Origin of the sequence: Neobacillus sp. WH10, from assembly GCF_030123405.1 — a bacterium.
GTDB lineage: Bacteria > Bacillota > Bacilli > Bacillales > Cytobacillaceae > Neobacillus.
This window is the reverse complement of sequence record NZ_CP126110.1, coordinates 2,018,148-2,044,446: the sequence shown is the minus strand read 5'-3', so window position 1 is coordinate 2,044,446 and position 26,299 is coordinate 2,018,148. Positions and strand designations below refer to the sequence as shown.

Below are 26,299 nucleotides of genomic sequence, written 5' to 3'. Positions count from 1 at the left end.
CTTTCATCAATAAAATTGTTATTGTATAAATTGTATCACATTCTCACATCTTCCAATCGGATTACCGTTACCAATAAATAAAGCGGTGCATTCGCACCGCTTTATTTTGCGTATTCTACAGCCCGCGTTTCACGGATAACTGTTACTTTAATGTGTCCAGGATAATCAAGTTCGTCTTCGATCCGCTTACGGATATCGCGAGCTAAGCGATGTGCAGCAAGATCATCAACTGTATCTGGCCTTACAATAATACGCACTTCACGCCCTGCTTGAATCGCAAAGGATTTCTCAACACCTTCATAAGACTCAGAAATCTCCTCTAGCTTTTCAAGACGACGGATATAGTTTTCAAGAGTCTCACTACGTGCACCTGGTCTTGCAGCTGATAAGGCATCTGCTGCAGCTACGAGTACGGCGATAATAGAAGTTGGCTCAGCATCTCCATGGTGAGAAGCAATACTATTGATCACCACTGGGTGTTCCTTGTATTTCGTTGCAAGTTCTACTCCGATTTCTACATGACTGCCTTCTACTTCATGGTCAATAGCTTTCCCAATATCGTGAAGCAAACCAGCTCGACGGGCCAGCGTTTCATCTTGACCAAGTTCAGCAGCAAGCAAGCCTGAAAGCTGTGCTACTTCCATTGAATGCTTTAAGACGTTTTGCCCGTAGCTAGTTCGGAACTTCAAGCGGCCAAGAATTTTGATTAAATCTGGATGTAGTCCATGAACTCCTACTTCAAAAGTGGTTTGCTCCCCAACTTCGCGAATATACTCATCTACTTCTCGACGAGATTTTTCTACCATTTCCTCAATTCGTGCCGGATGGATACGTCCATCTTGAACTAACTTCTCAAGTGCTAAACGTGCAGTTTCCCTTCGAATAGGGTCAAAGCCTGATAGAATGACAGCTTCAGGAGTATCATCAATAATCAAATCAATTCCCGTTAACGTTTCAAGTGTACGGATGTTTCGTCCTTCACGGCCAATGATCCGGCCCTTCATTTCGTCATTTGGAAGATTTACGACAGAGACAGTCGTTTCCGCAACATGGTCAGCAGCGCAACGCTGGATCGCAAGCGAGAGTATTTCCTTCGCTTTCTTGTCGGCTTCCTCTTTAGCACGATTCTCGCTTTCCTTTATCATTATCGCAGTATCATGGGTAAGTTCCTGTTCCATTCTGTCAATAATGATCGCTTTTGCTTCCTCGCGTGTTAAGCTCGAAATTCGTTCGAGTTCAGTCTGTTGTTTTCGTACCAACTCGTCCACTTTGCTTTCCATCTCTTCAATATGCTGTTGTCTTTGGTTTAGAGAATCATCCTTCTTTTCTAAAAGATTTTCACGCTTATTTAACGTTTCCTCTTTTCGATCTAAATTCTCTTCTCTTTGCAGTAAACGGTTTTCTTGTTTTTGCATTTCATTTCTTCGTTCACGAACCTCACGTTCTGCTTCTGTCCGAAGCTTGTGAATTTCATCCTTTGCCTCCAGCAAAGCTTCTTTTTTCACTGAATCAGCATCACGTTTTGCATCTTCAAGAATCTGTTCAGCAGCATTCTTTGCACCTGCTACTTTTGCATCAGCAATGGATTTATGACCAAAATAGCCAACAACGGCACCGACGAAAAGGCCAAGCAAAATGAAGGCGATTGTAATTGGTTCCATCGTTACACCTCCTCTTGCTATGAACTTTTGTTACATTTTTTTTAAGTGTCGGCATGTACATTGTTTAGGACTCAACATACAGCAAGCACCAAGGCTTTTCGCATTGTAATATTTCCAAAAATGTAAAATATACATGTTAATTGTAAAGGTGGGAATATTCATTGTCAAGGTTTAGTATAATAAGCATTTTGAAATATTTAGAAATTGACATCCTATATCCACTTACTTTTCCAGTTTTATATTGTATATTTATTAATTAAATTGTATTTTTATTCAATTCTTCCAAAAAAGCAAAACCCTTTATTGGGCTTTGCTCAACTGAATTAATCTAGTAAATTAAACTGCTCATCTTCCTCTGATTCTGTTACCACTTTATCACCATCTAATCCATAATGCTCACGGATTTTTTGGTGAATTTCTTGACGAACATCTGGGTTTTCCTTCAAGAATAACTTTGCATTTTCACGGCCCTGACCAAGTCTTTCATCGTTATAGGAATACCATGAGCCGCTCTTTTGAACGATATCTAATTCAGAGCCTAGATCGATGATTTCGCCTTCTTTTGAAATACCTTCACCGTACATAATATCCACTTCAGCTGTACGGAATGGTGGCGCCACTTTGTTCTTTACTACTTTTATTTTTGTCTTATTTCCGACCATGTCATTACCTTGCTTTAACGTTTCAGCACGGCGTACTTCAAGACGAATTGTCGAGTAAAACTTGAGCGCACGTCCCCCAGGTGTTGTCTCGGGGTTTCCAAACATAACTCCGACCTTTTCACGAATCTGGTTAATGAAGACTGCAATTGTTTTAGATTTGTTGATGGCACCTGATAGTTTGCGAAGTGCTTGAGACATCAAACGTGCCTGTAAACCTACATGGGAGTCACCCATTTCGCCTTCAATTTCCGCTTTTGGAACTAATGCAGCGACTGAATCAATTACGATAATATCGACCGCACCACTTCGAACTAGTGCCTCAGCGATTTCAAGTGCTTGTTCACCTGTGTCTGGCTGTGATAACAATAATTCATCAATGTTAACACCTAATTTTTGTGCATAAGTCGGATCCAAGGCATGCTCAGCGTCAATAAACGCTGCTTGTCCCCCTTTTGCTTGCACTTCCGCAATTGCATGCAAAGCTACGGTTGTTTTACCAGAGCTTTCAGGGCCATAAATTTCAATTATACGACCTCTAGGGTATCCACCTACTCCTAGTGCTGCATCTAGCGCTAGAGAGCCGCTTGGAACGGTAGAAATCCTTGTCTCTGTTTGTTCTCCCATTTTCATTATTGAGCCTTTACCGAATTGTTTTTCTATTTGCTTTAACGCCATTTCTAATGCCGCTTTACGATCACTCACGTTTTATTTCCTCCCTTATATATAAACACAAGCTTTTTGCCGAAATTATTAAATAAAACCTATAATTAATATAACCTCTTTTGGGTAATTTGTCGAGCAAAAAATCGAACATTTATTCTGCTTTGTTTAAACAATTAATACATGGATAACAAGCAGATTAGCCCTCTCTTTGTATTTTTTCTTACATATTACCTATGAAATGCAATTTTTCTGTTTTTATCTGAAAATTTATTTTTTATAAACAAAGAATCACAGAACACTAATTAGTATTCTGTGATTCTTTTAAATTACGAAGTATAAAATAACAGCCAAATTTTACCGCTCGGTTCCGGTTTGCTTCCCTCGTTCCACCAAGGGTAATTTTTTCAACTACCGTTGGTGTTCCATTTATCGCTATTCCAATATAAACCGTACCAACTGGCTTGCCTTCAAGCTCATCGGGTCCGGCCACACCTGTGAAGCTTATCCCAATATCGCTTTTCACCAGCCTGGCAGCATTTTCAGCCAGCTCTTTTGCACATTGTTCACTCACGGCACCATATTTTTCAAGTGTTTCTTGTTTAACTTGTAATACTTGCTGCTTTACTTCATTAGAATAGCATACAACCCCGCCTTTAAACACGGAACTTGCACCTGAAATAGATGTTAACTCCTGTTGAAACAACCCGCCAGTCAAACTCTCAGCAGCTGTAATCGTAAGTTTTCTTTCCTTTAAAGCTTTCGTCAGTTCTTCCAATAATGATGTGTTGTCATATCCATATAGAAAATTTCCAACACGTTGATTTATAGTATTTTCCATTTCATCAAGCATAGATTGTGCACTCGCTTCGTCCACATGTTTGGCCGTCAACCTTAAGGTAACCTCTCCATCACCTGCGAGCGGAGCAATCGTGGGATTGCTTTGCGCATCAATTAAATCAATAATTTCAGTTTCCAAAGCGGCCTCACCAATGCCAAAGAATCGTAACACTCTCGAGACAATTTTCTCGTTCGAGTCGTTTTTTGATGATAGTGCCTTACACCCATATCGAAGTAACATCGGTTCCATTTCCTTTGGGGGCCCAGGCAAAAGCATATAAATGTGGCTGTCGGTTTCTACCACCATTCCAGGGGCCATTCCATGTTCATTTGGGAGGATGTGTGAACCTTCTAATACAAGTGCCTGCTTTCGATTATTATCCGTCATCACACGGTTTGTCTGCTTGAAAAAAAACTCAATTGATTCTAATGCTGTTTGATCCATAACAAGTTCTTTTCCTATGTGACGGGCAATTGTTTCCTTCGTCAAATCATCCTTTGTCGGCCCTAGTCCGCCAGTAAAGATAATCATTTTAGCACGTTTTTCTGCAATTTCAATCGCTGATTTTAAGCGATCAGGGTTATCTCCAACGACAGTATGAAAATAAACATTAATACCGAGTCCGGCTAATTGCTGTGATAAGAAGCGCGCATTTGTGTTAACAATTTGACCCAGTAATAGTTCTGAACCAACGGCAATAATCTCAGCATTCATCCTCAAGTCACCCCTTATGTAAACCACAGTTTAACTTATTTTGAATTTTTTAACACATGACTATTTTTAGCAAAATAATCCCATCCCGACCAAATGGTAAAAATTAAGGCTACCCATAAAGCGACAACATCAAAGCGAAACGGAATCATAGCAAAAATAATATTATGTAATAATAATGATGAAATCGCGATGATTTGTGTCCAAGTCTTAATTTTTCCAAGCATATTTGCGGCAACAACTTCACCTTCCCCCGCGAGTAATAGACGGAGACCTGTTACTGCAAATTCTCTGCTAATAATGATGATAACTATCCAAGAAGGTGCATAAACATCATTTATTTCAACGAGGACAATAAGCGCAGCGGAGACAAGTAATTTGTCAGCGAGCGGATCAAGAAATTTCCCCATATTGGTTACAAGGTTATACTTACGGGCATAATGACCGTCAACCCAATCGGTTGTGGAAGCTAAAATAAATATAAGTGCCCCCACAAAATGAGTTACAGGCAGATCAGCCCCAAGAAGATGCATGTTCCCCCAATCAAAAGGCGCTAACATAATAATCAAGAATATTGGGATTAATAATATTCTTGATACAGTGATTCGATTTGGAATATTCATAATTTCCCTCCAGGTAATGATTAAAAGTGAAAAATAGTCATCAACAGATGACTATTCATTCTTCAGAACATGTTGGATCGTGATGTTCTGAACATTCGCTGTCGCTGGTATGGCATACTCAAGCTTTTGGTCATTTACATATATATCAGTATCCGCCGCGTTCCCAACCCTAATGACAGCCGTACTATCTGCTGATAAATCTACTGTTTGGCTCTCTGTAGCTCCGGTTTTCAGTGTTCCTTGGAAAAAGGTCTTCCCTTCCCCACTTTTAATACTAACCCAGGTTTGTCCTTTAGAAACCAATTTCACGACAAATTTATCCGCATTTTTCAGATCATACGTGGAATTAGTACCACTGCTTTGGACTACTGTAAGTTCCTGCTTTGGTGTTTCTTCAACAGGTGTTTTTTCATCTTCCGGTTTGGCAGCATCATTCTCTTTATTGCTGTCTTTCTTTTTTTCTTTTCCTATTTCATCTCCTTTTACCTTTTCCAAGCTTTGCGATTTCTCAATTTTCACCTGCTCGTTATCCTTGCTTACTGATTCATTTGTGTCACTTCCAACATTAGTGGATACTAAATAATATATCAGACTGGCAATGCCAACCACAAACACAGCAATTAATATTTTAGGGAGAACATTGAATATTTTAGAATTCCCTCCAGTAATTGGTTTGTGTGTTTTCACTCGAGATAATTGCTGCGGTAATTCATCATTATAAGACGCAGGTATTTCAGTCTTATAAGTTTCAAAAATTTCATCTGGATTAAGATTTAATGCCTCTGCATATTGCTTAATAAAGGCACGGACATAAAAATTACCAGGCATGCTGGAATAATTACCATCCTCAATTCCTACTAAATACCGCTTTTGAATTTTTGTCATGGTTTGTAAATCATCTAAGCTTAATCCTTGGGCTAATCGGGCTTCTTTTAGTCGATTCCCTAATTCAGTCAACTGTAACACCTTCCAATTTATTAAAAATCAAAATCTCCAAAATCTGAACCAGAAAACATATTATGCTGATCAACGACGTCGTATGTAATCTCTTCGTCCGTATCATTCCTAAGTTCAATAATATAATCAAAATCGTCAAGCGTATACTCAGAGTTTTGTACGAATATATCAGGATGCTCTATTACCTTAACAGACGGTAGACGCATGATTTCGCGGACAAGTTGCCAGTGTCGCTCGTTGGCACGTCTTGTTGAAACAATCCCATCAAGAATAAACAGATTATTTTCGTTATACTCGTCTTCAATCAATTGATTGCGAATCGTTTGTTTTAAAAGAGTGGATGAGACAAATAACCACCGTTTATTCGCACAAACACTTGCCGCCACGAGTGACTCTGTTTTTCCGACTCGCGGCATGCCGCGAATACCGATTAGCTTGTGTCCCTCCTGCTTAAATAATTCTGCCATAAAATCCACTAATAATCCAAGCTCATCCCTCACAAAGCGGAAAGTTTTTTTATCATCTGCGTCCCTTTGAATATAGCGCCCATGTCTAACGGCAAGTCTATCACGCAGCTTAGGCTCTCTAAGTTTGATTAGTTTTATTGTGTCCATAGTATGTAAAATTGACTCAAGTCGATTAATTTGGTCGTCATCTTTTGCTAAAATTAGCAAACCCCGCCTGCCTTCATCAACACCATTAATGGTTATAATATTAATAGCAAGCATTCCTAAAAGAGATGAAATGTCACCTAATAGACCAGGGCGGTTTTTCTGAATTTCATACTCTAAATACCATTCTTTTTTCATGATAAAAAACCCCCATAAGAAGTTTCGACAATTTTTTCACGTCTTTTCATCTAACCCTTATAATAAATGATTTTGATTGAAGATGAAAGGAAAAACACGGAGAATAACTTATTTATCTTTTATTTTTGCTTGAGGATATCAAAAAGTGATCAGGAATGAAAAAAGAGAGGAGACCAAAAGGTCCCTTCTCTTCTAGCGGCTTCCGTTATTCGAAATCAGTTTTACCATAATATTTGCAATAGCCTGTTGTTCTTGTTTGTCAGCAACCGACCAAAGGTCTGAAAGAATTCTTTGTTGCTCATTTTTCGGCTCTACTTGGTTTGCTAAATAATCACCAATTTGAAAAGCAAGGTTTCCAATCGCGCCCTCACTCATACCTTCACTTTGTGCATGGTGAAGACGATCTGCTAAAAAGTCTTCCCATTGTTTCCAGTTTTCAAAAACAGACACATTATTACCTCCTTTAGAATAGTATATAATTATTTTGCGAAGTAGCGTCTCAAACTATTCATGATTAATTGGTGAAATTTTATGTGTACCAGCCTCCATTTATCGCAAGTACCTGGCCAGTAATATAGGAAGATTCCTCCGAAAGCAAGAATGCAACGCTTCCAGCAATTTCTTCGGGCAGACCAAGCCTTCCCATGGGTATATCAAAAGAAATCTGTTCCACCTCTTCTTGCGTAAACCCTTCCATCATCGGTGTTGCTATTGCACCTGGGGCGATCGCATTGACTCGAATGCCGTTTAAAGCTACCTCTTTACTGAGAGCCTTTACAAATGCAATTTGAGCACCTTTGGCCGTTGAATAGGCCACTTCACAAGCTGCACCTGTTTGTCCCCAAATTGAAGTAATCACAATAATATTGCCTGACCCTTTACTAAAAAATTTAGGCAGCAGTTCTTTTGTCAACATTAACGGATTTATTACATGTACATTCATTAATGCCATAGCATCTTCGTGTTCCAAATCCAACAAAAGCCCATATTGACTGTTTCCACCGCAATGAATAATGGCATCTAATGAAAAGATTTGCGAGGATATTGTTTTGTATCCGTTTGCCACTGCCAAATCAGCATGGACAGGAATATACTCCCCGCCAAATGGCTGAAGCTTTTCCATTAACCCCAAAATAGATTGTTCATTTTTATTGTAATGTAAATACAAGGAGTATCCTTTTTCCGCCAATTTATACGCTATCGCTTGTCCGATTCCACCGCTTGCTCCCGTAATTAGTGCGTATTTTTTCATTAATATCACTCTCTCTTTAACTAAAACATTACACAGTAAAGAAGCGCCGGTTAAACGACGCTTCTTAGCCTATTTTTTCTTTGGAACTACCTGACATACAGAAAACCGTTCCTCTGAGATCACTTCTGCGGCTAATGATTGAACATCATTTAATGTTATTTTTTCTAGTGTTGGCACAACATCGAATAAATTCATTTCATTAAATGCATAACGAGTAAATTGATTTGCAATATATTCCGGAGAATTTATTGCACGTAAAAAGGCACCAATTTTCTTCTTTTTCGCTCTTTCTAATTGCTGTTCACTAAATATACTCCCCTTTTTTGCTTCTAGGAGCATATTTACAAGCATGTCAGATAATTTATCTGGTTCTCCTGTGTCTCCGCCGACCATTGCGAAACCAAAACCTTGTTCCTGCGTGTAGTCATATGAGAAGGTTTCATCGATAAGACCTTCACTATAAAGCTGATTGTAGTTTTCGGAGCTTTTTCCAAACAACAAATCAAGCAATACGTTCATAGTTAACTCATTTTTGAGTAACACATCACCGGTTTGGTCGACATGCAGCGCTTTAATGCCAACGAGAATTTTAGAGGTTTGTACATTCATTTCAAGGATCTGCTTCTTTTCGGCAGCTTGAGCAGGCTCCGTTTCAAATTGACGTTTGATTTCAGGCATATCCTTATAATCTTTTTTTGCTTGGTTGTCTCTAACTTGAGTCATCATCTTTTCAGGATTAACCGGGCCCACAATAAACAAAAGCATGTTACTCGGGTGATAAAAGGTATTGTAACACTCATAAAGCAAATCTTTTGTGATATGGGAGATGGACTCAATTGTGCCAGCAATATCAATTTTTACCGGATGATTTTGATAAAGGTTTTGGATTAATCCGAAATATAAACGCCAATCTGGATTATCATCATACATGGTTATTTCTTGGCCGATAATTCCTTTTTCCTTTTCGACAGTTTTCTCGGAAAAATAAGGATCCTGAACAAAATCAACTAGTGTTTCAAGGTTTTTTTCGACATCGGATGTACTTGAAAATAAATAAGCTGTGCGAGTAAAGGACGTAAAGGCATTTGCGGATGCACCTTGACGGCTAAATTGCTGAAAGACATCACCATCTTCTTTTTCAAACAGCTTATGCTCTAAAAAGTGGGCAATCCCGTCGGGAACCTTAACATACTCATCTTTACCCAACGGAACAAATGTATTATCTATTGAACCGTACTTTGTTGTAAACGTGGCAAATGTTTTATTAAAACCTTTCTTTGGCAAAATAAAGACGTCTAAGCCATTTGTCATTTTTTCATGAAAAAGCTCTTCTTGAAGCTGGTCAAAAGTAATTTTCTCCATTAATTGCCCGCCTCCGTCCCAGTTAAGAAATAAATGGTATCAAGTTCAATCTTGTTCGCAACCGCAACAATTTCTTCCTTTGTTATGTTTTGCATTTCAGATATCCATGAATCAAGTTTAATATCGGAATGTGCAACCACATTATGATAGAGAATATCGGTTAATCCTCTTGCAGTGTCAATGGTTTCCATGATTTGATTTTTTATTACAGCCTTTGTTTGCTCTAACTCTTGGTCTGTGAAATCACCTTTTTTCATTGCATCCATTTGCTCATGGATAATTCCAACAGCCTGATCATAGTTCTTTAAGTCAATTCCTGACATAACCATCATTAACCCTTTATGACTTTCTAAGCGGCTCGCTGCATAATAGGCAAGGCTGGCTTTCTCTCGAACGTTGATAAAAAGCTTGGAATGTGAAAAGCCGCCAAAAATACCATTAAAAACCTGCAGGGCAAAATAATCAGAATCGCCATAAACGATATTAGTACGATATCCAATATTTAATTTCCCTTGTTTTACATCTTGCTCTTCTTTTACCTCATTAACTTCTGCTCTTTTATTGGTCTTCTCTGCCTTTACCTTATTCGGTGTACGGCTTTCAAAGTTAAGAAGCTCCGCTGCTAATTTTTTGACCTCATCCACTTTTACATCACCGATAACATAGAGATCCATCTCATCCTCTAAAAAAGCACTTTTAAAATAATCGTATAAATTTTCCGCTGTTATGGCATCAACATCTGCCGCATCACCATTTACCTGCAGAGCATAGGGCTCTCCTTTACACATTTCCTCTAAAAGGCGTACATTAGAATAACGCATTTTATCATCAAAAACTGATTGAATCCGTGACTTAAGTGAGCGTTTTTCTTTTTCTACTGTTTCTCGGTCAAAAGCATTTCCTGATATGTTAGGATTGATTAAAACTTCTGCCAACAATTCAAAGCCTTTTTTTAATAACGGATTAGAATCGCTTAAAAATTTTTCATTTGCAATTTCTAAAGAAAAGCTCATAATATGGTATTCACCTTTTTTTGCCAGATCTACAAAAAGAGTCGCACCATATAATTCATCTAAATAAGAACGTAATGCCGTTGTTGTAGAATATTTTCCAGAACTGCTTTGTAATACATGGGGAAGAAGTGCCCTTTTCGTTACATCCTCTTTTGTTAATGGAGCTTTCATCCTCCAAACCAATGTATTTGTTTTATATTTTTCTGTTTCAATGACATGAAGGTTGTAACCATGCATTTCTGTTATTTTTTCTGTAGTAGCGTCCATTTGCATTCCTCCTTATGGTTTTATTTAAACATATGTAAACATTTTTCTTTATATCTTTTCCTTTTGGATAAAACCTATACTTCTTACTATAATTTGACAAGCTTGTTCAATACAAGCAAATACACCTAATATTAAGAAAAACCCACAGTTAAAAACTGTGGGTTCCTTTATTAACGATTTCCTTTGATATAGTGTGTACCAATTGATTTTGGTGCATCGGCACGGCCAATGAATCCCGTTAATGCCAAGATCGTTAGCACATAAGGAGCTATTAACAAGTATACACTTGGAATTTCCTTTAAGAAAGGTAAACTTGAACCAATGATACTTATACTTTGAGCGAAACCGAAGAAGATCGCTGCACCTAAGGCACCTAGTGGATGCCATTTACCAAAAATCATTGCAGCAAGCGCCATGAAACCTTGACCACTAATCGTTGAATGGCTGAAGTTATTAGCAATGGATTGTGCGTATACGGCGCCGCCGATACCGCCAAGTGCTCCAGAAAGGATAACCCCAAGATAGCGCATTTTTGTAACGTTAATTCCCATTGTATCAGCTGCCATTGGATGCTCTCCAACTGAACGAAGACGTAGACCAAATGGTGTTTTGAAAACTACATACCATACGATGATCGCAACGATAATAGCTAAAAATGATGTCCAATACGTATTTTGGAAAAATATTGGTCCAATAATAGGAATGTCTTCTAAATATGGTATATTCACTTTACTAATGCCTTCTTTGATAATGCCTGTTTCACCTTTACCATAGATAAGCTTAACAAGGAATAAAGTTATCCCTGTTGCAAGTAAGTTAATCGCCACACCCGAAACTGTATGGTCAGCACGGAATGTAATCGCAGCAACGGCGTGTAGAAGGGAAAAAATAGCACCTGCAACCATTGCAACTAAAATGGAAATCCAAGGTGTTAAGCTACCAAATGTATCGACAAATGTAATGTTAAAAACTATTGCGGAGAATGCACCAATAACCATTAAACCTTCAAGTCCAATATTAACTACACCAGATCGTTCCGAGAAAATTCCGCCTAATGCAGTGAAGACAAGCGGAGCAGCCCATAACAACGTGGATGGAACGACTATCATTAAGATATCCATTAAGCTCAACTTACTTCACCTCCTTCTTGCTTAATCGATCAAGTAACGCTCTAATCATATAACTTGAGGCTACGAAGAAAACAATTAAAGCAATAATAATATCAACTAGTTCGTTAGGTACTCCTGCTTCAAGTGGCATGTTTAAAGCGCCAACCTTTAATACACCGAAAAGTATAGCTGATAAAAATACACCGAATGCTGTATTGCCTCCCAATAAGGCAACTGCAATTCCATCGAATCCAACCCCAGTAAATCCACCCTTAACAGCAGCATATCCAAATGTGCCTAATCCTTCCATAGATCCTGCAAGACCTGCAAATGCCCCAGAAATCAACATAGAAAGAATAATGTTTTTATTAACACTCATTCCTGAGTAGTGGGCAGCATGCTGGTTAAAACCAACAGCCCGTAATTCAAATCCCCTAGTTGTTCTTTCAAGCAAGAACCACATAATAAAACAACAAATAATAGCAATTACTATACCCCAGTGAAGCCGTGAGTAATCTGTTAAACTTTGTAACCACTCTGAGCGTAATGAGGCTGACTCGTGAATCATATCTGTTTTATCACCACTTTTTGATGCTAAAACGTTTCTAATAATATAGTTAGTAACGTGGAGTGCCACATAGTTCATCATGATTGTCACAATAACTTCGTGGACACGAAAACGTGCTTTTAAAAAACCTGGAATAAATGCCCAAAGAGCCCCAGCAATCATGGAAGCAAGAATTGCTAATGGTAAGTGAATAGCACGGGGAAGATCAAAGGCAACCCCTACCCATACCGCTGCAAGCCATCCAACGATAAATTGTCCTTCAACTCCGATATTAAATAAGCCTACACGAAAAGCAAATGCTACGGCTAAACCTGCTAAAATATAGGGAGTTATCTGCCTAACTGCTTCTCCAAAAGAATAAACATCTCCAAATACTCCATTCCACAATGCTGAAAAAGCAGCAACAGGGTCATACCCACTCGCTAACATAATAATTGTTCCAACCAAAATACCTAATAAAACGGCAATAACTGGCGTTAATAAACCCTTTAAGCGTTTAGACATGAGTTCCTTCACCCGCTTCCTTTCTATTCGAACCAGCCATCAGCAATCCAAGCTCCTGCTCAGTTGTTTCTTTCGGATTAACTACAGCTACGATTTTCCCCTCGTAAATAACCGCAATCCTGTCGCTAACATTCATAATTTCATCTAACTCAAACGAAACGAGTAAAACTGCCTTACCGTTATCGCGTTGTTCAATCAAACGCTTATGAATAAATTCAATTGCTCCAACGTCCAGCCCACGAGTAGGCTGAGCAGCAATTAGTAAATCTGGATTACGGTCAACTTCTCGTCCAATAATTGCTTTTTGCTGATTTCCCCCTGAAAGTGCACGTGCTAAAGTGTATTCACTTGGTGTCCGAACATCAAACTCACTAATTATTTTCTTTGCTTGTTTATATATTTCTTTAAAGTTTAAAACACCATTTTTAGAAAAGGGTTTCTTATAATAGTTTTGTAAAACAATATTCTCGCCGATTGGATAATTAAGTACTAAACCATGTTTATGGCGATCCTGAGGAATATGACCTACACCTGATTCAGTAATCTTTCTTGGAGTAAAATTAATTAATTCTTTTCCATTTAATTTTACGCTACCGCTTTCAGATTTACGTAACCCAGTAATGGCTTCAATAAATTCGGATTGTCCGTTACCATCAATACCAGCAATTCCGACAATTTCTCCAGCTTTTACTGAAAGATTAAGCCCATTAACAATGGTAACACCACGAGCATCTTTAACAACCAAATCATTGACTTCAAGGACATCTTGTTTTGGATGTGCCTCTTTCTTTTCAGTTTTAAATACAACTTCACGACCGACCATTAAACTTGCAAGTTCATTCGGATTGGTTTCACTTACATTTACGGTCCCAATCCCTTTACCCTTTCGAATAACCGTACAACGGTCAGCAACTTCCATAATTTCTTTTAACTTATGAGTAATAAGAATAATGGACTTTCCTTCTTTAATAAGCGTTTTCATAATTTGAATTAATTCTTTAATTTCCTGAGGCGTTAACACAGCAGTAGGTTCATCAAAAATAAGAATTTCAGCACCGCGATAAAGAGTTTTTAAAATTTCCACCCTTTGCTGCATACCAACAGTGATTTCTGAAATTTTTGCTTGCGGGTCCACAGCCAGGCCATAGCGCTCGGAAATGTCACGGACCTCTTTTTCCGCCTTTTTAATATCAATTCTACCGCCAGAAGTTATTTCTCTACCAAGAATAATATTTTCCGTAACGGTAAATGTATCCACAAGCATAAAATGCTGATGTACCATTCCAATCCCTAAATCATTCGCAATATTAGGGTTAGTAATGTTTACTGGCTGCCCTTTTACACGAATTTCACCCTGCTCAGGCTGATACAAGCCAAATAGAACATTCATCAAAGTCGATTTACCAGCTCCGTTTTCACCGAGCAAAGCATGAATTTCTCCCTTTTTTAATTGAAGGGTAATGTTATCATTCGCAACGAATCCGCCAAATTCTTTTCGAATGTTGAGCATCTCAATTACATAATCCATCTTATCTCACTCCCTGTGATAAAGGTAAAAGGAAATTTTGACCAATAGTAGTAAGAGGTCAGACCTTTCAAAGTTTTAAAAAAATGGGGATTTCCTCCCCTTTAAAATCCTAAGTGAAAAGTAGAATACTAATTCTACGCTTCAATTAAGATTTTCATTAATAAGGAATAAGCAGGCAGGTATTACCCGCTTATTCCCTACTTTAAATTATTTTGCACTAAAAGTTTCTAACTCTTTGTGGGTACCAGGAACTTTTACAGAACCGGATTTAATTTTATCTGTCCATTCTTTAACCGCTGCATCAATTGCAGCTTTATTAGAGGCTTTGCTGTTAATTGGTGCTAAAGATACACCATCTTCAGCTAACCCATATAATGCAATTTCTCCACCAGGGAAATTACCATCTTTTGCTTTTTTAGAAAGGTCTTGTACGGCTACGCTTACACCTTTCATAGCTGATGTAAGAACTACATCTGGACCCATATCGTTTTGGTCACGGTCTACGCCGATAGCCCAAATTTCTTTGCTAGGGTCATTCTTTTTACGGTCGTTAGCTTCTTTGAATAGACCATTACCTGTACCACCAGCGGCGTGGAAGATAACGTCTGCGCCTGAAGAATACATTTTAGAAGCAATAGATTGACCTAATTCAGCTTTGTCAAATGCACCTGAATATTGAACGTCTACTTTTACATCCGGCTTTGCAGCCTTAACGCCCGCAACGAAACCAGATTCGAAACGCTCGATAACAGGAATTTCCATTCCACCGATAAATCCGACATGGTTACTTTTTGTTTGTAGGGCAGCTGCTACACCTGCAAGGAAAGCTGCTTCTTGCTCTTTAAATAGGATGCTGGCAACATTTGGTTGTTTTACTTCAGCATCGACAATAGCGAAGTTTGTATCTTTTTGTTGTTTCGCAATTTCTTCAACGGAAGCTTGCATTAAGAAACCAATTCCGAATACTAGGTCAAATTTTTCACGAGATAGTTTATTTAAGTTTGTTGAGTAATCTGCATCAGATTTTGATTGAAGGTAATCAAATCCGCCTTTACCCTTTTTCATATCATTTTCTTTACCAAAAGCTTGAAGACCTTCCCATGCTGATTGGTTAAATGATTTGTCATCAACACCACCGACGTCAGTAACCATAGCTACAGAGAAAGCTTTTTCTTTATCTCCGCCTTTAGTTGTTTCGGTACCTTTGTCATCATTACTTTTTCCACATGCACCTAAAAGTGTTCCAGCAGCAAGAACTAGTGATAGCGCCATTCCAATTTTACGCTTTTTCAAGGTAATGTACCCCCTATGAATTATGTTTGATATAGTAGAAACTTTAAGCCAGAACTGATTGCGTTTTCATAAAGGACTAAAAATAATTAAATTCTTTTCCTTAAAACATGAAAACTAAATTTGTCCGCTTTAAAATAGTTTACCGAATATAGGACAGGTTCATCCATTTCATCGAAATGCATTTGTTTCAATACTAACAATGCTGTTTCAGGATCACATTCTAGAATTGGGGAAATTTTGTCATGATAGCCCAAGGGCTCGATTTGGGCAACCGCGTATGTAATTTTGCGATTTGCCTCTTCATCTAAAATCTGAAAAATAGATTCTTCCTCATGGGAAAATGTCTCTGGCAAAATGCGTTCTGGAACCTTGTCGATACAGTAGACGACTGGTTCTCCATTTGCGGTTCTTACCCTTTCCATCACAAAAATTTCTTCGCTAGTAGAACATGAAAAACGACGAATATCCTCTTCGGTAGGACCTTGAGTTGATGAACTTAAGAAAATTGTACCTGGTTTCATTCCAGCTTGTTTAATCATGTTAGTAACACTATTAAGTTGTTCAATCCCCGAAGTAAACATCGGCTTTGCGTTTACAAAGGTGCCAACACCGTGACGCCTTATGATAACGTTTTCTTCTTCTAGAATACGTAGTGCTTCCCGAAGAGTTGCCCTGCTTACACCAAGCTGTTTGGCAAGATCGAATTCAGAAGGTAATTTTTCTTTTTCTTTATAAACCCCATTTTCAATATCTTGCTTTAACCGTTCGATCACTTGTAAATATAAGTGCCGGTTATCTGACTTAATTGATGACATGCTGTTTCCTCCAGCCTTTTTCCTAAGACATCAGACATCTGATATCATTCCTACTAATCGAAATTATATTAACACTTTTTTTGAGATAAATAAATAGGAATTCAACATTTTGTCGAAAAAAGGCATGAAGATAAAAATTATCATAAATTTGTGGTTTTTTTATAAGAAAATCTGCTATAATTAAATACTGTTTTTAAAAGTGAATAGATGTTGCAGGAAATTTGTAGGATTTTTTCTTGATATAAACATCCACCTCCTATTACTATAGTATCAGATTTTTTAAAAATTAGTATTAAAAAAAGAGCCAAATGGCTCTTTTTTCATTTAGTTATGAACTTTGTTCTTCATTTGGCTTCGTCTGCAATACAGCACGCGGTTTACTTCCCTCGTATGGACCTACTACTCCCCGTGCTTCCATTTCATCTATTAGACGAGCAGCTCTTGTATAGCCGATTCGGAAGCGGCGCTGCAGCATGGAAACTGATGCTGTTTGCATTTCAATGATTAATTCAACTGCTTCATCATATAAATCATCATCGACTGCACCTGTTACTTCTGGAATATCATCCGGAATCATTTCCTCTTGATATTGCGCCTTTTGCTGTGAAATAACGAATTCAACCGTATCTTCAACCTCATGATCGGAAAGAAAAGCACCCTGAACACGAACAGGTTTTGATGCTCCTACTGGCAGGAATAACATGTCACCTCGTCCAAGCAGCTTTTCCGCCCCTCCCATATCCAAGATTGTTCTTGAATCGGTTGCACTGGAAACTGCAAAGGCAATTCGCGATGGAATATTTGCTTTTATGACACCTGTTATAACGTCCACAGACGGCCGTTGGGTAGCAATGATTAAATGAATACCCGCAGCACGAGCCATTTGAGCAAGCCGTGTAATCGAATCTTCCACATCGGATGAAGCAACCATCATTAAATCAGCTAACTCATCTACAATGACGACAATATATGGTAATAATGGCTGTTTGTCATTTTCTTCACTATTATGTTTTCTTACGTGTTCATTATACCCTTCTATATTACGTGTACCTGTGTAGGAAAACAATTCATACCGTCTTTCCATTTCACTTACTACTTTCTTTAATGCTTGTGAAGCTTTTTTGGCATCGGTTACCACAGGTGCAAGTAAATGGGGAATACCGTTATAAACATTGAGTTCGACCATCTTTGGATCAATCATCATTAATTTAACTTCATGAGGCTTTGCTCTCATTAAAATACTTGTGATAATACCATTAATACAAACACTTTTTCCACTTCCGGTTGCTCCAGCTACAAGTAAATGAGGCATTTTATTTAATTCTGCCAGTACAGCCTCACCGGTAATATCCCGGCCAAGTCCGATTAATAATTTAGCATCCGGTTTATCATTTTGAGTTGCTTCTAGTACCTCCCTTAGGGAAACCATGGCGACCTCTGAATTTGGAACTTCAATTCCAATTGCTGATTTACCTGGAATGGGAGCTTCTATCCGTATATCTTTGGCAGCAAGTGCTAATGCTAGGTCATCACTTAAGCTGACAATTTTACTTACTTTTACACCGACATCTGGGTGTACCTCATATTTTGTTACAGCAGGTCCTAAATGAACTTGGGTGACACGAGCTTTTACTCCAAAGCTTTGAAATGTTCTTTCAAGTTTTGCTGCGTTTGCATGGATTAGCTCATATTCACCACTTTGATCTGTTTTCTTTGGAAGCTTTAATAGTCTGAGTGGCGGTAATTCGTAAGCCACATTTTCTACTTCAGTAAATGTTATTGGCGGAGTATTATCTTCCTCGACATCTTCCGGTTTACTTTTTCTTGCCTTCGATTGTTCTTTTTGGTTTTTTTCCTTAGGTGCCTCTTCTATATAAGCCCTGTCTGCAAAACTTGAAATGATAGGTTCAGGAATGATCGTTTCTTGCTGATTAGGCTGCTGCTGATTGTTTATAACGGGCACACTTTCTCTTTGGCGATTTTCTTGTTCTTTCTGTCTCTGAGATTTTCTCTCATTTTTTCGCTCATCTTGTTTTTGTTTCCATTCAGACATATCTGTTTTAAAGGCATCCCATTGATTTTTTATGAAATCAAAAAGGGTAATCATGATTTTCCCAATGAAATCTCCAAAGGATTTTCCAGTAAGTAAAATAATTCCAATAATAATAAATATAAAAGCGATAATTTTTGTACCGGTCTCTGCGAAAAGGTAATGAAATAATGCAAACAGGATTGCTCCGAGGATTCCTCCTCCAAGATCGGTAGTGCTTGTTTCCCCTCTAAGCTCCATCATAAATAATTCCCAAGTGTTTCCAATTACACTAGGATCTCTAAATTTCCCCTCGTTGGTTAACAAATGAAAAAGTGTAACATGACTTAATAGAAGGATAGCAGAAACAATAAAATAGCTCCCAACTAACTTAATATGGAAGAAAAAAGGAATACATCGTTTCCACATTAAATAAACGCTTAATATTACCAGCCCAATTAAACCAAGCATATACCATTCCCCCATCCAAAAACGGAAGAATAGAACAATTGCTTTTCCAACTGCCCCAAGCTTTGCTATCGAAATTACCGCTAGAGCCAATAAAGCTAAAGCGGATAATTCGTATTGAACGGTTCGTTTTAAATGGTTATCTCTCTTTTTTGGTTTTCTTCTCTTTCTTTTTGCCATCTAATCACCTTGTATAATTCAGTTTGGTATATTATCTATACCTATTAGTTGATATAAAATTGGGGAAAAAGGAAAGCAGCCTGTTTGGCTGCTCTATAATTGATAACATAATTATACCATAATCTACTATTGTAATGCGGACAATCCTTCAAGGATACTAGAAGAAATTTTTGCACCAGGGTAAATCCGCTCATTCATAAAATGCTGTGGATCACTGCTTAAGATACGAATAACTTGAACATCTTGCTGATCAGCGATCTCTACTAATAGGGGAATTCCTTGATAGGTTATCATTTGTTGTTTACTAGCAGCTTCTGCTTCATATGGAAAAACAAGTTCATTTGGCATCATCGTGTATAAAATCATTGAATCAGCCCCTCATTTTTTTCTTTATGCTGATCAATCATTTCATTTAACTTCTTCATCGCAGGACCTAGTCCGCCTACTTCGTCGATTAATCCATAGTTTACTGCATCAACACCAATTACATTCGTTCCAATATCTCTTGTTAAGTTGCCCTTTGCAAACATTAAGTCTTTAAATGTTTCTTCCGTAATTTTGGAATGCTTTGTAACGAAATTGACAACCCTTTCCTGCATTTTATCTAAATATTCGAAGGTAGCTGGAACTCCAATAACAAGCCCAGTCAAGCGAATAGGATGAATGGTCATCGTTGCAGTTTCAGCAATGAATGAATAGTCGCAAGACACAGAAATCGGTACACCAATTGAATGACCTCCCCCCAATACAATGGAGACAGTTGGTTTTGATATAGATGCGATCATTTCTGATATGGCAAGCCCTGCTTCGACATCCCCGCCAACCGTATTTAATATTATTAACACGCCTTCTATTTTTGGATTTTGTTCAATTGCAACAAGTTGAGGCAGTATGTGCTCATATTTTGTCGTTTTATTCTGCGGCGGCAAAGCTAAATGCCCTTCAATCTGGCCAATTATGGTTAAACAATGAATTCTCGAATCAACAGATAACTGAGGCACATTCGTTTGACCAAGCTGTTGAATTTTCTCTATTAATGCTGAAGAAGGCCTTTCCTCTTTTTGAGGTTCTTGCTCTTCTTGGTTATCGTTATTGTTTTGAAAATCGTTATCCATCCTAATACTCCCTTCAAGCATGATATAATTTAGTATTTACCTATGGTATAATTTCATGCTTGAAATTATAAAAACGGAAGCTTCTTTAGCGCGGCGTATAGACTTGGAGCGCTTCGACTGATGGTAGCTTCTATTATGTGGATTTACCTGTTCATAGTCCGAATGCGAGGCTTATTCGGACAGGTCAAGCGGATTTTTACCTTTGGTTGTCCGAATCCAAGGCCTATTCGGACAGGTTAAGGAGATTTTTGACTTTTGTTGTCCGAATCCAGGGCTCATTCGGACTAGACAAGTAAAAATCATTTAAATTTTTAAACTAAACAGATCCTTTCAATAACTTATAACCCATTATAGTATCAAAGTTAGTATTAAAAGCTGTTAATATGTCAGTCTTATTGAAAGGAAAATTGACAACATATTTTTAGTTTACAACAAGTATTGTCATGTAAAAAAAGTGTGTCCTTTCTAATACCATTGAGCATAAAAAATCGGAATATTCCTTTGTTTAAAATAAAAATAGCGTGAGTCAATTCTCACGCTATTTTATGTGTCATATTATTCACCAAAAAACGGAACCCTTTGATTTATCCCAGCACCTTTTTTTTCATTATATTTCCATAATGATTGGTAGAATCATTGGTCTTCTTTTTGTTTTTTCAAATAAGGATCGATTTAATTCATCTCTTATTTCCTGCTTTAGGCTTGACCATTCGAATGAACCTTTTGCTGTATTTCTTTCCACTATTTCACGCACTAATTTCGTAGATTCTTCCATCAATTTTTCTGATTCCCGAACATATACAAACCCTCTTGAAATAATTTCAGGGCCAGCAGCAATTTTCTTTTCTTGTTTCGTTAAGGTGACAACCACTATAAGAATACCATCTTGTGATAAAAGCTTTCTATCCCGTAAAACGATATTTCCAACATCACCTACACCAATCCCATCAATAAGGACATTGCCAGATGGAACCTTCCCGGTAATCGATAAAGTTCCTTCCTTCCAATCCACTACATCACCACGGTCAGGAATGATTATTTGGTCATCGGCAAGTCCGCAGTCAATAGCCACTTTTCGATGTGCTTTTAGCATCCGATATTCGCCATGAACAGGTATCAAAAATTTAGGGTTCATTAAATTAATCATAAATTTCAATTCTTCTTGACTGCCATGGCTTGATACATGAATGGTCCGTTTTCCATAAATAACATTTGCTCCTGCTCGGAATAACATATCGACAGTTTTGGATAAAAACACTTCACTGCCCTTTAATGGTGAAGCAGCAATTAATACGGTATCTCCATGTTGGATGTTCAAAAGCTTATGTGACTGCTTTGCCATTTTCTGCAAAGCCTCAATTGGTTCACCTTGACTGCCCGTCATTAATACAACTATTTCTCGGTCTTGATATTCTTTAATTTCACTAACCGGGATAATGACATCATCAGCTACTTCTAAATACCCTAAATCAAGGGCAATATGATAGATTCTTTCAAGACTTTTCCCTACGACTGCAACTTTGCGGCCATTTTCTCTTGCAGCATCAAAAATATGCTGGATCCGGCTTATATCCGATGCAAAGCATGCGGCAATAATTCGTCCCGGTGCATTATAAAAAGCATTGGACATTTCACGTTCAACAATGGCTTCAGATGTTGTGTATCCTGGTTTTTCAGCCTCGGTACTGTCTGACAGTAAACATAAAACCCCACGTTCCCCAATCGCTGCCATTTTTCCAATTTCAGGTTTATAAAATTTAGTTGCTGCCTGATCAAATTTAAAGTCACCGGTATAGACAATAATTCCTTCCGATGTATGGATACATACACCAACTGAATCAGGGATACTATGATTTGTTCTGAAAAAACTGACATTTACAGTCTTCAGTTCAACGACAGTGTCCGAGGTTACTTCAATAAAGTTTGCACTAGCTTTATAATCCTGCTCCTTAAGCTTTGCATTTGCAAGAGCAAGGGTTAATTTCGTTCCATAAACCGGTACATCAACTTGACGAAGCACATAAGAAAGTGCACCAATATGGTCTTCATGTCCATGTGTTAAAAAAATCGCTTTTACACGTTCCTTATTGTCTTTCAAATATGTTAGATCAGGAATGACCATATCGATACCGAGCATTTCTTCCTCGGGGAACATTAAGCCGGCATCAATGATGAATATGTCCTTGTCCACCTCAACAAGATACATATTCTTTCCGATTTCTCCTATACCACCAAGTGCTATAAACTTGATGGAGGTATTTTTTTTCTTAATCAATTTCCGTTTCCTCCTACCTGATGTTTAGCCCGATCGAGATCAGTTATGATTATTATACTTGATAGCAGAAAACCTTTACAACCAATATTAGCTTTTTTCGCAAACACACATCAATTTGATGTAAAAAGAGCTAACCGATCTTCGTTTCGGTTAGCTCTTGGTCATCATTAGTTATTATTTAATAAAGAAATCAAGGTAGCACGTTCTTGTTCCGTTAAACCCACAAGTGGCAGCCTGACAGAACCAACATCCAGCCCCGATACTTGCAATGCCGTTTTTACTGGAGCTGGGCTTGGAGCGGCAAATAGACCCTGCATGATTGGAAGCAATTGCTGATGGTATGTTGCAGCCCTGGCATTTTCTCTATCAAAAAACGCTTTAATCATCTCCTGCATTTCATTTCCAATAACATGAGAAGCAACTGAGACAACACCGGCTCCGCCGATGGAAAGCACCGGAATTGTTAAGCTATCATCCCCACTGTATAAAACAAAATCCTCATCAGTATTGGCAATGATTTGAGTCATAGCGTTTAAATCCCCACTTGCTTCCTTTACAGCTACAATATTAGGGATCTTAGACAGGCGAATAATCGTCTCTGGAAGAATATTAACCACTGACCTTCCCGGAATATTGTACACCATAACCGGAAGGGATGTTGCTTCTGCGATTGCTTTGAAATGCTGATACAATCCTTCTTGATTTGGTTTATTATAATATGGTGCTACGACCAAAATTGCATCCACACCAAGCTGCTCAGCTTTTTTTGTCAATTCAATCGATGCATAAGTATTATTACTTCCAGTACCTGCAATAACTGGAACTCGTTTTTTTACAACTTTTACAACATGATCAAATAAGGCCAGCTTTTCTTCTTTCGATAATGTTGGTGATTCCCCAGTAGTTCCTGCAATCACAAGGGAGTCTGTTCCATTTTCTAATAAGTAATTTACTAATTGAGTGGTCTTAGCAAAGTCAATATGTCCCTTTTTATCAAAGGGGGTTACCATTGCCGTGGAAATTCGCCCGAATTGAACCATTTTCCTACTCCTTTCAATACAAACAGATTGCCAAAACACCGTGTTGTACCGCTTCAATTCCAATTTAATAAACAGCTTTTATTCTTTTTAACTCTTTACAATTCTGAAAGATTTAATTCCATTGATTCCTCTTCTAATTGGAAAGCATCATGCAAAGCATTTACAGATTTAACTAGATCATCTTGCATTACTAATACCCAAATGGTTGTATGACTGTCTGCAGATTGTAAAATACGAATTCCATGATCTGATAAGGCTGTAACTATTTTGGAAGTAACCCCCGGTACACCAGCTATTCCAGCTCCAACGACCGAAACCTTCGCACAATGACGTTCAACTACTGGCTCATGACCTAATTCGTTTAAGATATGAATCGCCCGATCCGTCATTTCTTCTGTTACAGTATAAACTACGCCATTCAGCGAAATATTAATAAAATCTACACTAATTTTTTCATTAGCCATCGCTTTAAAAACTTCTGCCTGCAAATTATATTGATCCTTTTTAGCAAAAACCTTTATTTGCGTAACATTTGATACGTGGGCAATCCCAGTAACAGTTCGCTCTCTAATGTCACTTCCACGCTTATCTTTATTTAAGGTTGTAACCAATGTTCCCAGATTGTCGGAATAAGTGGAACGGATACGAATCGGCACCTTTGCCTGCATGGCAATTTCCACTGCTCGCGGATGAATGACCTTTGCACCCTGATAGGCCATATTACACACCTCTGTATAGGTAACCACAGGAAGTGGCCGTGCATTTTCAGCAATGCGAGGGTCAGCTGTCATAATCCCTTCTACATCGGTAAAAATATCTATCCATTCAGCATTAAGAGCCGCTCCTAGTGCTGCAGCGGAGGTGTCACTTCCCCCCCGTCCAATTGTGGTAATATCCCCATTTTTCGCAGCACCTTGAAATCCAGCAACGACTACGACATCTCTATTCTCAAGTTCCTTAAGCAGCCTATCACATTTCATTTCGATTATTTTTGCATTAGTATGGTCATTGTTAGTGCGGAAACCTGCTTGTGCTCCTGTTAATGCTATGGCATTTATTCCGCTCTCTAATAGCATATTCGAAAAAACAACACTAGAAATAACCTCTCCACAAGACAATAATAAATCATGTTCCCGTTTTGAGATTTTGCTTAGGTTGCCCCCAATTAAAGATAATAGTGTGTCGGTTGCGTAGGGGTCTCCCTTTCTCCCCATTGCTGATACGACAACAACAACCTTGTAGCCTTCAGCTAATGCTTTTTCGATATGGCCTTGAGCATATTTTCTACTTTTCTCATCTTTGACAGAAGTCCCGCCAAATTTTTGGACAATAATTTTCATGGTGACACCAAAACCTGCCTTTTGGATGTAACTTTAATTAATATCAAAATTTATATGATTGAACATTGATAACAATCTAGCTCCAGCGCACAGCGACTAGTGTATTGTCTTTTCCTCAATACCTCGCTAAACGGGTGCTTTCGCATTTTATTTTACTAAGCCTAATTTTACTAAACTCTCAGCGATTTGGACTGAATTCCATGCAGCACCTTTTAGAAGATTATCTGAAACTACCCACATATGGAAGCCACTGTCTTCATCAATGTCTTTTCTAATACGGCCTACAAAGACATCATTTTTCCCAACACAATTAGCTGGCATTGGATATACTTGATTTTCCGGATCATCCTGGAGGATAACACCTGGAGCATCCTTTAATAATGCTTTAATATCATTCGCACTTACATCCCCTGATTCAATTTCGAAATAGACGGATTCAGAATGGCCTACCGCAATAGGAAGACGAACACAGGTTGCTGAAACCTGTAACTCCGGTAAATGCATAATTTTTTTTGTTTCATTAATCATTTTCATTTCTTCAAAAGTATAGCCATTTTCTTGGAACTTATCAATTTGAGGTATGGCATTGAAAGCAATTTGATAATGATTCGAATCTGATTTCACTGGTAAAATACTAGGTTCATACGCTTCTTCATTTAAGATTGATTTTGTTTGTTCCATTAATTCTTCAACCGCCGCAGCACCTGCACCCGAAACCGCTTGATAGGTGGATACAATGACTTTTTTCAAACCATACTTTTGACGAATTGGTTCAAGGGCAACCACCATTTGTATAGTTGAGCAATTTGGATTAGCTATGATTCCATTATGGTGATGCAAGTCAGCTTCGTTCACTTCAGGAACTACTAGTGGCGTATTTAAATCCATTCTAAATGCACTAGTGTTGTCCACGACGATAGCACCACGTTTAACTGCTTCAGGACCGAGTTCCTTCGAAACACTGCCGCCAGCACTGAATAAAGCAATTTCTACTCCCTCAAAACTCTCAGGTTTAGCTTCCAGGATCGTTATTTCTTGACCATTTACATTTACTATTTTCCCTGCTGACCTTGCTGACGATAAGAGGGTAAGTTTTCTGATTGGAAAACTCTCTTTAATTAATGTTTGAATCATTTGTTGTCCAACTGCTCCTGTTGCTCCAACAACGGCAACGTGATATCCATTTTGCTGATTCATTTCTAGTTCCCCTTTCAATC

At 38.2% G+C, this 26,299-nt stretch carries 22 protein-coding genes; all 22 read right to left on the bottom strand.

All coding sequences use genetic code 11. From position 1 onward, the window contains the following. Positions 1-101 precede the first annotated feature (101 nt). Positions 102-1,661 (bottom strand): ribonuclease Y, encoded by a 1,560-nt coding sequence (gene rny / locus QNH20_RS09680; RefSeq protein ID WP_283922677.1) that lies wholly within the window; start codon positions 1,659-1,661, stop codon positions 102-104. Between the two features lie 323 nt (positions 1,662-1,984). Beyond that, complete coding sequence (recA, locus tag QNH20_RS09675; protein ID WP_283922676.1) at positions 1,985-3,025, bottom strand: recombinase RecA; 1,041 nt, start codon at positions 3,023-3,025, stop codon at positions 1,985-1,987. 259 nt (positions 3,026-3,284) lie between these two features. Then, a complete protein-coding gene (locus QNH20_RS09670) occupies positions 3,285-4,538 on the bottom strand; it encodes a competence/damage-inducible protein A (RefSeq protein WP_283922675.1) in 1,254 nt (417 codons plus the stop codon). A 35-nt stretch (positions 4,539-4,573) separates the two neighbouring features. Beyond that, complete coding sequence (pgsA, locus tag QNH20_RS09665; RefSeq protein ID WP_283922674.1) at positions 4,574-5,158, bottom strand: CDP-diacylglycerol--glycerol-3-phosphate 3-phosphatidyltransferase; 585 nt, start codon at positions 5,156-5,158, stop codon at positions 4,574-4,576. Positions 5,159-5,209: 51 nt separating this feature from the next. Then, positions 5,210-6,124 carry a helix-turn-helix domain-containing protein gene (locus QNH20_RS09660; protein ID WP_349632708.1) on the bottom strand — a complete coding sequence of 305 codons (915 nt, stop codon included), beginning with the start codon at positions 6,122-6,124 and terminating at the stop codon, positions 5,210-5,212. Between the two features lie 11 nt (positions 6,125-6,135). Next, entirely contained in the window at positions 6,136-6,927 is a 792-nt protein-coding gene (locus QNH20_RS09655; protein WP_283923382.1) for a DUF3388 domain-containing protein, read from the bottom strand. 189 nt (positions 6,928-7,116) lie between these two features. Continuing rightward, entirely contained in the window at positions 7,117-7,374 is a 258-nt protein-coding gene (locus QNH20_RS09650) for a DUF3243 domain-containing protein (protein ID WP_283922672.1), read from the bottom strand. 79 nt (positions 7,375-7,453) lie between these two features. Beyond that, positions 7,454-8,176 (bottom strand): elongation factor P 5-aminopentanone reductase, encoded by a 723-nt coding sequence (gene ymfI, locus QNH20_RS09645; protein WP_283922671.1) that lies wholly within the window; start codon positions 8,174-8,176, stop codon positions 7,454-7,456. Between the two features lie 69 nt (positions 8,177-8,245). After that, positions 8,246-9,538 (bottom strand): EF-P 5-aminopentanol modification-associated protein YfmH, encoded by a 1,293-nt coding sequence (yfmH, locus tag QNH20_RS09640; RefSeq protein WP_283922670.1) that lies wholly within the window; start codon positions 9,536-9,538, stop codon positions 8,246-8,248. Continuing rightward, entirely contained in the window at positions 9,538-10,818 is a 1,281-nt protein-coding gene (gene yfmF, locus QNH20_RS09635) for an EF-P 5-aminopentanol modification-associated protein YfmF (protein ID WP_283922669.1), read from the bottom strand. The genes yfmH and yfmF overlap by 1 nt, the downstream gene beginning before the upstream one ends. A gap of 170 nt (positions 10,819-10,988) precedes the next feature. Next, positions 10,989-11,948: an ABC transporter permease gene (locus QNH20_RS09630; protein ID WP_283922668.1), complete on the bottom strand. Its 960-nt coding sequence runs from the start codon at positions 11,946-11,948 to the stop codon at positions 10,989-10,991. 1 nt (position 11,949) lies between these two features. Beyond that, positions 11,950-12,999, bottom strand: a complete 1,050-nt coding sequence (locus QNH20_RS09625) for an ABC transporter permease (protein WP_283922667.1) — start codon at positions 12,997-12,999, stop codon at positions 11,950-11,952. Then, positions 12,992-14,527, bottom strand: a complete 1,536-nt coding sequence (locus tag QNH20_RS09620; RefSeq protein ID WP_283922666.1) for an ABC transporter ATP-binding protein — start codon at positions 14,525-14,527, stop codon at positions 12,992-12,994. The genes QNH20_RS09625 and QNH20_RS09620 overlap by 8 nt, the downstream gene beginning before the upstream one ends. A gap of 207 nt (positions 14,528-14,734) precedes the next feature. Then, on the bottom strand, positions 14,735-15,820 hold the full coding sequence (locus QNH20_RS09615; RefSeq protein ID WP_283922665.1) for a BMP family lipoprotein: 1,086 nt from the start codon (positions 15,818-15,820) through the stop codon (positions 14,735-14,737). 86 nt (positions 15,821-15,906) lie between these two features. After that, positions 15,907-16,635, bottom strand: a complete 729-nt coding sequence (locus tag QNH20_RS09610) for a GntR family transcriptional regulator (protein WP_283922664.1) — start codon at positions 16,633-16,635, stop codon at positions 15,907-15,909. 328 nt (positions 16,636-16,963) lie between these two features. Then, positions 16,964-19,312 (bottom strand): DNA translocase FtsK, encoded by a 2,349-nt coding sequence (locus QNH20_RS09605; RefSeq protein ID WP_283922663.1) that lies wholly within the window; start codon positions 19,310-19,312, stop codon positions 16,964-16,966. A gap of 126 nt (positions 19,313-19,438) precedes the next feature. Then, the gene (locus tag QNH20_RS09600; RefSeq protein ID WP_283922662.1) at positions 19,439-19,678 is read right to left on the bottom strand and encodes a YlzJ-like family protein; all 240 of its coding nucleotides are present in this window, start codon (positions 19,676-19,678) and stop codon (positions 19,439-19,441) included. Next, entirely contained in the window at positions 19,675-20,427 is a 753-nt protein-coding gene (locus tag QNH20_RS09595) for a ClpP family protease (RefSeq protein WP_283922661.1), read from the bottom strand. The genes QNH20_RS09600 and QNH20_RS09595 overlap by 4 nt, the downstream gene beginning before the upstream one ends. A 607-nt stretch (positions 20,428-21,034) precedes the next feature. Beyond that, positions 21,035-22,702 (bottom strand): ribonuclease J, encoded by a 1,668-nt coding sequence (locus QNH20_RS09590; RefSeq protein WP_283922660.1) that lies wholly within the window; start codon positions 22,700-22,702, stop codon positions 21,035-21,037. A gap of 167 nt (positions 22,703-22,869) precedes the next feature. Then, entirely contained in the window at positions 22,870-23,742 is an 873-nt protein-coding gene (dapA, locus tag QNH20_RS09585) for a 4-hydroxy-tetrahydrodipicolinate synthase (protein ID WP_283922659.1), read from the bottom strand. 95 nt (positions 23,743-23,837) lie between these two features. Then, complete coding sequence (gene dapG / locus QNH20_RS09580) at positions 23,838-25,082, bottom strand: aspartate kinase (protein ID WP_283922658.1); 1,245 nt, start codon at positions 25,080-25,082, stop codon at positions 23,838-23,840. Between the two features lie 147 nt (positions 25,083-25,229). Further along, entirely contained in the window at positions 25,230-26,279 is a 1,050-nt protein-coding gene (gene asd, locus QNH20_RS09575; protein WP_283922657.1) for an aspartate-semialdehyde dehydrogenase, read from the bottom strand. Positions 26,280-26,299: the final 20 nt, after the last annotated feature.

Excerpts from the sequence above, each read along its gene's own strand:
- QNH20_RS09600 (WP_283922662.1), bottom strand. The coding sequence starts at position 19,678 with ATGATTTTATACACGATGATGCCAAATGAACTTGTTTTTCCATATGAA.
- ymfI (WP_283922671.1), bottom strand. The coding sequence starts at position 8,176 with ATGAAAAAATACGCACTAATTACGGGAGCAAGCGGTGGAATCGGACAA.
- dapA (WP_283922659.1), bottom strand. The coding sequence starts at position 23,742 with ATGGTTCAATTCGGGCGAATTTCCACGGCAATGGTAACCCCCTTTGAT.
- asd (WP_283922657.1), bottom strand. The coding sequence starts at position 26,279 with ATGAATCAGCAAAATGGATATCACGTTGCCGTTGTTGGAGCAACAGGA.
- QNH20_RS09620 (WP_283922666.1), bottom strand. The coding sequence starts at position 14,527 with ATGGATTATGTAATTGAGATGCTCAACATTCGAAAAGAATTTGGCGGA.
- yfmH (WP_283922670.1), bottom strand. The coding sequence starts at position 9,538 with ATGGAGAAAATTACTTTTGACCAGCTTCAAGAAGAGCTTTTTCATGAA.
- QNH20_RS09610 (WP_283922664.1), bottom strand. The coding sequence starts at position 16,635 with ATGTCATCAATTAAGTCAGATAACCGGCACTTATATTTACAAGTGATC.
- QNH20_RS09605 (WP_283922663.1), bottom strand. The coding sequence starts at position 19,312 with ATGGCAAAAAGAAAGAGAAGAAAACCAAAAAAGAGAGATAACCATTTA.
- QNH20_RS09625 (WP_283922667.1), bottom strand. The coding sequence starts at position 12,999 with ATGTCTAAACGCTTAAAGGGTTTATTAACGCCAGTTATTGCCGTTTTA.
- pgsA (WP_283922674.1), bottom strand. The coding sequence starts at position 5,158 with ATGAATATTCCAAATCGAATCACTGTATCAAGAATATTATTAATCCCA.
- QNH20_RS09595 (WP_283922661.1), bottom strand. The coding sequence starts at position 20,427 with ATGGATAACGATTTTCAAAACAATAACGATAACCAAGAAGAGCAAGAA.
- yfmF (WP_283922669.1), bottom strand. The coding sequence starts at position 10,818 with ATGGACGCTACTACAGAAAAAATAACAGAAATGCATGGTTACAACCTT.
- dapG (WP_283922658.1), bottom strand. The coding sequence starts at position 25,082 with ATGAAAATTATTGTCCAAAAATTTGGCGGGACTTCTGTCAAAGATGAG.
- QNH20_RS09670 (WP_283922675.1), bottom strand. The coding sequence starts at position 4,538 with ATGAATGCTGAGATTATTGCCGTTGGTTCAGAACTATTACTGGGTCAA.
- rny (WP_283922677.1), bottom strand. The coding sequence starts at position 1,661 with ATGGAACCAATTACAATCGCCTTCATTTTGCTTGGCCTTTTCGTCGGT.